Below are 6,854 nucleotides of genomic sequence, written 5' to 3'. Positions count from 1 at the left end.
ATTCTTGACGGCCTGAACAATCGTCAATATCGGTCGGAGGGGTGGCTTTGTAAAGCCGTTTGTCTCCACCCGCGTAGCGGGTGGTTTAAAGCTGGCCGCTGCGCGGCCAGCGGACTAAAGTCTTGAAAGAAAAAGCCTCCGCAGGTTTCCCCGCGGAGGCTTTCGCCACAAAGACTATTTGTCGGCGTCGGTGTCGGCATCGACGACGGCATGGTCATCGTCGGCATCATCGGATGCGGCTTCGGCATCCTCCTGCATGGCCGCCTGCGCAAATGCCGCGGCATCGGCCGCCAGCTCCTCCTCGCTCATACGAGGCGCACGCTTCTTGGTCGGCATGCCGGCCGCCTTGGCATTGCGCTCCTCCTTGGCCGCCAGGATATCGCCCTCGCGCTCAAGGTAGGCGTCCCACTCGTTGTCGAGCAGGGCATTCACGGCGTCGCCTTCGACGGTCTCGCGCTCAAGCAGCACCTTGGCCATCAAATCGAGCTGGTCGCGACGGGCATCCAAAATCTCGACCGCACGACGATGGGCCTCACGCATAATGCGCTGGACCTCGATGTCGATGCGGCGCGCCGTCTCCTCGGAGTAATCCTGGTGATCGGCGTAGTCGCGGCCCAGGAATACCTGATGCTGCGCCTCACCAAACACCTGCGTTCCAAGCTCCTCGCTCATGCCCAGGCGCGTGACCATCTCGCGCGCCATCTTGGTCGCGCGCTCCAGATCGTTGCTCGCGCCCGACGTGATGTCGTCGCACATGAGTTCCTCGGCAACGCGACCGCCCAAGAACACGGCGAGCTCGTCGAGCATCTCGTTCTTGGTCTTGAGGAAGTGGTCCTCCTGCGGAAGCTGCAGCGTGTAGCCCAGAGCCTGACCGCGGCTGACGATCGAGATCTTGTGGACCGGATCGGAGTGCTCCAGGATGTGGCCCACCAAAGCGTGACCGCTCTCGTGGTAGGCAATCGTGGTGCGCTCGGCCTCGGTCATCACGCGACCCTTGCGTTGCGGTCCGGCAATCACGTGCTCCATCGACTCCTCGACCTCGTCCATCGAGATCACGGAACGATGACGGCGAGCGGCCAGCAGCGCAGACTCGTTGAGCAGATTTGCCAGATCGGCACCAGTAAAACCAACGGTCATCTGGGCGAGCTTCTCAAACTTAACGTCCTCGTCCATCGGCTTGTTCTCGGCATGCACGCGCAAGATCTGCTCGCGGCCCTTCACATCCGGACGGTCGACCGTAACCTGACGGTCAAAACGGCCGGGACGCAGCAATGCCGGATCCAGGATGTCAGGACGGTTGGTCGCAGCGATCAGGATGACCGACTCGCTTTCCTCAAAGCCGTCCATCTCGACCAGCAGCTGGTTGAGCGTCTGCTCGCGCTCGTCGTGACCGCCGCCCAAGCCAGCTCCGCGCTGACGTCCCACGGCATCGATCTCATCGATGAAGATGATCGACGGGGCCTGGGACTTGGCCTCCTTAAAGAGGTCACGCACACGGCTGGCGCCGACACCCACGAACATCTCGACAAAGTCGGAACCAGAGATGCTAAAGAACGGCACGCCCGCCTCGCCGGCAACGGCCTTAGCCAGCAGCGTTTTACCGGCGCCCGGAGGCCCCACCAGCAACACGCCACGCGGGATCTTGGCACCCAGTTTGCGATAGCGGTCCGGATCGCTCAAAAAGTCACGGATCTCCTCGAGCTCCTCGACTGCCTCGTCCACGCCGGCAACGTCTTCAAACTTGACCTTGGGGCGTGTGGCCTCGTTGGTCTTGGCGTTGGTCTTGCCAAACTGCATGTTCCTGTTGTTGGCGCCCATCATCTGGCGCATAAAGTAGAACATGATGGCGATAAGGGCGATCGTCGGAAGCACACTCATCGCCAAGTCGCCCCAAAAATCGGGATCGTTGGTGTTGACGATGTACTTGGTATCGGGGTGCTCCGCCATGAGCTCGGCAAGCGAATCGGAGCCGACATAGGTCGAGGAGAAGCTCTTGAGCTCGCTCGTATCGCCCTTGTCCTTCTTCGTCTTCCAGTAATGACCCGTCACGCTTCCGTCTTGAACCGTATAGGTCAGATCTTCGACGCGATCCTGCTTGATGGCGCTCACCATCTCGCTCGTCGCGAGCTTAACGGTATTGCTGGAATTGGCAAAGCCGGAGCCCATGTTAAAGAAGGCGTAGCCCAGAAGCGCGCAAGCCAAAATAAAATACAGCCAGCCCGTACGCGTGGGCTTCTTGCCTCCGGGCATCCCCGGGATCTTAGGCTCCCGTGGAGTCTGGGAATTGTTATCGTTATGGTCGTCGGGCATCTTACGAATAAACCTCCGGTTTCAAAATGCCCAGATACGGAAGGTTACGATAGCGCTCGGCATAGTCGAGGCCGTAGCCCACCACAAAGGCATCGGGGCAATGGGTTCCAACATACTTGGGCGTGATGGCCGAGGTGCGGTCCTCAACGTCCTTCCACAGGAAGGCGGCGACCTCCAGCGAAGCGGGCTTGCGGCTCTCGAGGTTCTTCATCAGGTACTTGAGGGTCAGGCCCGAGTCCAGAATGTCCTCGACGATCAGCACGTCGCGACCACGGATGTCGATATCCAGATCCTTAATGATACGCACGATGCCCGAAGACTTCACACCGTCGCCATAGCTCGAAACAGCCATGAAATCGATGTTGGTCGGTAGCTCGATCTTACGCATCAGGTCGCCCATAAAGACCACGGCGCCGCGCAGGACCGCAATCAGTACCAGATCCTTACCCGCGTAGTCGCGAGTAATCTGCTCGCCTAGGCGAGAGACGATACCGTCGATATCCTCCTGCGTGAACAGAACCTTCTCGATATCCGGATGTTGAGAAGCCATGACAACCCTTTCTTGTGCTTATCGCCCACACACCGCCGTATGGACGCGAACTACACATTCTAGCAGCGCACGGGGTAAATTTACCAGCCCGTGCGCCATCAGCGCGGGAATACCGTCAACGTCGCACAGAATAGCTGGCGTGGGACGCTATTCCGCATCGACCACGCGGAGCAGATATGCCACGCGCGTTGCGGCCGTGCACTTAAAACGCTCGTCCGCGCGAACTCCGGCGACCCACACCACGGCGCCCCCCGGCGCCGTCCTCACCATGGGCACGCCGGCGCGCTCGGAAACGGGAATGCGAGCCTCACCTAGCAAGTCGGATACTTTCTTGCTTCGGCCACTCATCCCTAACGGGCACATCACGTCTCCCGGTACAGGACCGTCCACCCACAGGCGCGCCAATCGCGCCTCGGCAGGGATCTCGCCACGCGAGCCCGCCAGGATCCGCTCACTATCGCTGTCGGCAAAACCCAGGGCAGCCGCGTCTACCAAAGCTGTCACTTCCCCGGCAGCTGCAAGCTCACGGGCGCGGCGCACGATATCGTATCCCGGCTCAACGGCCATCGGTTCTGTGACCAGCATACGTCCCCCGCCCAACGGCAAACGACCGGGTACGGTAACCCAGTCCGCGACCAGGCCCTCGCGAGCCGCCGGCGCCTTGAACGCCAGCATGCCAAACTCAATGCGTGCGTCAATCCCCGCCGGAAGCGTGACCGAGCCGGCGCCCTCGGCAACGCAGGAAAGGACTCGCTCCACATGTCGCATCTCTGGACGAGCGTCCGGATCGATGCGCTTAATCGCCAGTCGCACGATGCGCCGCGCGATTACCACCTCGGCCGCAGCAAGGCGCCTGGCATCGAGCCCCAGCGCGCCCGCCGCCTCCTTACGCAGGCAGCTTCGAAACGCCTGTGCCGAAAGCTGAGACAAAAACGCGTCCTCATCGCCTAAGATCTCGCAGGCGGCGCCAATCGTCTTGCAGACGCTCGCGTTGCGCTGCGCCACCACCGGCATCACTCGATGGCGCACGTAGTTTCGCAGATACGAGATATCCTCATTGCTCTCGTCTTCACGCCACGGCTGACCATGTACCTGCAGATAGCCCACGAGCTCGCCATGAGTTAGGTCGAGCAAGGGACGCACCACGATATTCCTCCGGCGAGGAATGCTCGATAGGCCAGCGGGCCCCGAACCCTTAATCGCGTTCATCAAAAACGTTTCCGCGCGATCCGAAGACGTGTGCGCGGTGCAGATACGAGCCGCCGTTCGCGGTGCCCCCGTCTGGGCGCAGAGCTCGCGAACATACCTCCGCGCCGCGGCATAGCGCACCTCGCGGGCCGCGGCCTCAATATTGCCCGACTCCCCATCAAAATAAGCGTGCTCCACGCACAGCGGTAAACCATATTTCGCGCAGAGCTCACGCACAAAGGCCTCGTCGCCATCGGACGCCTTGCCGCGCAGATGATGGTTTACATGCAGCACATGCAGGCGCTCGCGAGCAATGGGGGCAACACCGCGTCCGTCTTGGATATCCAGCTTTGATGTGCACGCCATAAGAAGCAGTGCCGTCGAGTCCGCGCCGCCTGATACCATGAGCACGACAGGAGCAGCCTGCTGCCTCGTCCGGGTCTCATCGACTGCCCCAGGCACGGCATGGTGTCCGTAATGCTGTGATACCGTTGGCATTCGCTTCCTCCTTTATTCGTCCGCACCCATTGTATCCTTTGGAATCTTATGTCTTGCCTGCACCTTCATATCCTCGGCAGTGGCTCTAAAGGCAACTGCGCACTCATCGAGGGCCCGCAGGGGCTCATTATGGTCGATGACGGACTGTCTCGCCGCGAGACATTAAAGCGCATGGCAGAACTGGGGCTCTCGACAGACAACGTCTCGGCTCTTCTCATTACTCATGAGCATAGCGATCACATCAAGGGCCTCGATGTCTGGTGCAAGCACTGGCACGGCCCCCTCTTTGCCAGCAGGGGCACTCTTTCGAACAAAGAAAATCTTTCGCATCTGCCTGTCGAGGAATTCGATCCCGGCGACGCCCTATCCATTGCCGGCATCCACGTGCAAACCTACTCAACATCACACGATGTCATCAATCCAGTCGGTTATCGATTCGACACCCTCGATGATTCCATCGGCTTTGCCACCGACACCGGAGAGCTATCGAGCCAAGCCATGAACACCCTCAAAGATTGTCGAGTCCTCGCACTCGAAAGCAACCACGATGTGACCATGCTGCGCGAGGGAGAATATCCCCGCTTTCTTCAGGAGCGCATCCTGTCTGCAAGGGGACACCTCTCCAATGGCCAAGCCGCCGAAGCCGCGCGCGAACTTGTTACCGATCGCACCGAACAGCTCATTGCCATGCATATCAGCCAAGATAACAATCGTCCGAGCCTTACCGTCAAAAGCTATGCCAAAACTCTAGCCGCAACCCTGGATGACGAGGTCGGCAGCTCCGCAACCCTTCTCCAAGGATCGCGAAAACTCTCGATACGCCCTGCGAGTCAGTATCAGCCGGCAACCATTCAATAGACTGTCCTAGACAGCAAAAGGGGCCGAGAATCGCTTCCCAGCCCCTTTTGCTGTCTTTTAATAGCGCAGAACACCAACGAAGTTAGTCGATGGAGATCTTCGTAACGTTCTTCTTCTCGACGATCTTGGGAACCGTAACGGTCAGGATGCCGTCAGCGTACTTAGCCGAGAGGCCCTCGCTCGAAGCGTCCTTTAGATACACGCCACGCGTCGCGCTGTACGAGCTGAACTCCTTCTGCAGGAAGTTCTTGCCCTCGTTCTCCTCGTCTTCCTCGACATTCACGCTAATGGACAGACGGCCCTCATTGAGCTCGACATCGATATCGTCCTTGGCGACACCGGTCAGATAGGCCTTGACCTCATAGCCGTCGCCCTTATCCTCAACGTCAACGGGAAACGCCTTGGAAGCAATCGAGTTGTTTGCAAGGTCGGTCATATCATCAAACAGATCGAACAGCGAGCTAGCAGAAGGACGAACGCCAAAAACCGAACGATAAGGAACCATGCTTGCCATGTTTACCACTCCTTTTAAGGACTGCCGAGTCATCTTCTAGGTGACCGGGACTTCTTTTGACGCTCTTATATATGCCCACCCAGTGCTCATATATACATCGACTATAAAGTTTTTTGAGTCCAGTACTATAAGCATATCTAAGTGTGTTTGACTCAGGTTTTAATAAGGTTAAGGTTCTTTGAACCAGAGCTTAAATAACAAGTATGTTCGCAGCTACAAATAGCAAGGGGCTTACAATGAGCGCGTACACGTTGTTGGTAACGAGCTAAAGGGCATCATGGACGACCAAAACCAGAACAAAATGTTTATGCCGACGCAGGGGGAAGATACTTCCACGCAGCCGCCGCGGTTCCATCGCCCCCACATCTCGCAAGAGCCCATTAATGATCCTGAGCCCGAGTATGTGACGAGAAATCGATATCAAACGCTCGAGGATGCCCAAACGGGACGCAAACATATGGGCGTCGCCTCGGGAGACCCTGTATATCTGAAAGACGCACCATTATCTAAAAACAGCGCAGCTAGTGATGAGCCGATGAAAGCATCCGCCGCTCATCAACAAAGAGGTCCTCGACCAAAGCAAACCTTGACGCATTCGGCTCGCTATCTCGAAACGCCAAAACAGGGAAAATCAATCTTCGTTTCATCAAGTAAACGACGCAAGCAGCATCGACTGACAATCCTGCTTTTGATCATTGCAGCCATAGCAATTGCCCTTGTTATTCGTTTTATTTTCTTTAAATAAAAGCTCAATACCAAAAAGAATTAAATCGTCTGGCGTAAATGAGTCATTTATGCCCGGTAAACGCAAAAAGGGGGAGGCCGCGAGGCCTCCCCCTTCTCAGTTCAAGCGTACGGTTCGGTGCCGTCCACCGGTCAGCGGCGCCCTGGCCTCCCACGGGCTGACCCCGCAGTACTCTCGGCGCGATGGGGCTT

General features: G+C 58.0%; 6 protein-coding genes. 2 read left to right on the top strand and 4 right to left on the bottom strand.

What is annotated here, in order from left to right; genetic code table 11:
* Positions 1–174: 174 nt before the first annotated feature.
* The 3 genes from ftsH to tilS all read right to left on the bottom strand — a co-directional run bounded on the left by ftsH (position 175) and on the right by tilS (position 4,546).
* Entirely contained in the window at positions 175–2,250 is a 2,076-nt protein-coding gene (gene ftsH / locus AAAX77_RS09700; RefSeq protein ID WP_349106072.1) for an ATP-dependent zinc metalloprotease FtsH, read from the bottom strand.
* Positions 2,251–2,311: 61 nt separating this feature from the next.
* On the bottom strand, positions 2,312–2,860 hold the full coding sequence (gene hpt / locus AAAX77_RS09695; RefSeq protein WP_117774133.1) for a hypoxanthine phosphoribosyltransferase: 549 nt from the start codon (positions 2,858–2,860) through the stop codon (positions 2,312–2,314).
* A gap of 147 nt (positions 2,861–3,007) precedes the next feature.
* Positions 3,008–4,546, bottom strand: a complete 1,539-nt coding sequence (gene tilS, locus AAAX77_RS09690) for a tRNA lysidine(34) synthetase TilS (protein WP_349106070.1) — start codon at positions 4,544–4,546, stop codon at positions 3,008–3,010.
* Positions 4,547–4,594: 48 nt separating this feature from the next.
* Between tilS and AAAX77_RS09685 the strand changes: the two genes are divergently transcribed.
* Positions 4,595–5,404, top strand: a complete 810-nt coding sequence (locus tag AAAX77_RS09685) for an MBL fold metallo-hydrolase (RefSeq protein ID WP_349106068.1) — start codon at positions 4,595–4,597, stop codon at positions 5,402–5,404.
* A gap of 82 nt (positions 5,405–5,486) precedes the next feature.
* Here the strand turns inward: AAAX77_RS09685 and AAAX77_RS09680 are convergent, their stop codons facing one another.
* Positions 5,487–5,918 carry an Hsp20 family protein gene (locus tag AAAX77_RS09680; protein ID WP_040359532.1) on the bottom strand — a complete coding sequence of 144 codons (432 nt, stop codon included), beginning with the start codon at positions 5,916–5,918 and terminating at the stop codon, positions 5,487–5,489.
* Between the two features lie 277 nt (positions 5,919–6,195).
* Between AAAX77_RS09680 and AAAX77_RS09675 the strand changes: the two genes are divergently transcribed.
* Positions 6,196–6,663 (top strand): hypothetical protein, encoded by a 468-nt coding sequence (locus AAAX77_RS09675; protein WP_349106066.1) that lies wholly within the window; start codon positions 6,196–6,198, stop codon positions 6,661–6,663.
* The last annotated feature ends 191 nt before the right edge of the window (positions 6,664–6,854 follow it).

It is taken from the genome of Collinsella sp. CLA-ER-H6 (genome assembly GCF_040092305.1).
In the GTDB taxonomy this organism is placed as follows: Bacteria; Actinomycetota; Coriobacteriia; order Coriobacteriales; family Coriobacteriaceae; genus Collinsella.
The sequence above is the reverse complement of the archived record's forward strand: the minus strand, read 5'-3'. Positions and strand labels throughout refer to the sequence as shown.

Coding starts and splice junctions, on each gene's coding strand:
- ftsH (WP_349106072.1), bottom strand. CDS start 2,250: ATGCCCGGAGGCAAGAAGCCCACGCGTACGGGCTGGCTGTATTTTATT.
- hpt (WP_117774133.1), bottom strand. CDS start 2,860: ATGGCTTCTCAACATCCGGATATCGAGAAGGTTCTGTTCACGCAGGAG.
- tilS (WP_349106070.1), bottom strand. CDS start 4,546: ATGCCAACGGTATCACAGCATTACGGACACCATGCCGTGCCTGGGGCA.
- AAAX77_RS09685 (WP_349106068.1), top strand. CDS start 4,595: ATGTCTTGCCTGCACCTTCATATCCTCGGCAGTGGCTCTAAAGGCAAC.
- AAAX77_RS09680 (WP_040359532.1), bottom strand. CDS start 5,918: ATGGCAAGCATGGTTCCTTATCGTTCGGTTTTTGGCGTTCGTCCTTCT.
- AAAX77_RS09675 (WP_349106066.1), top strand. CDS start 6,196: ATGGACGACCAAAACCAGAACAAAATGTTTATGCCGACGCAGGGGGAA.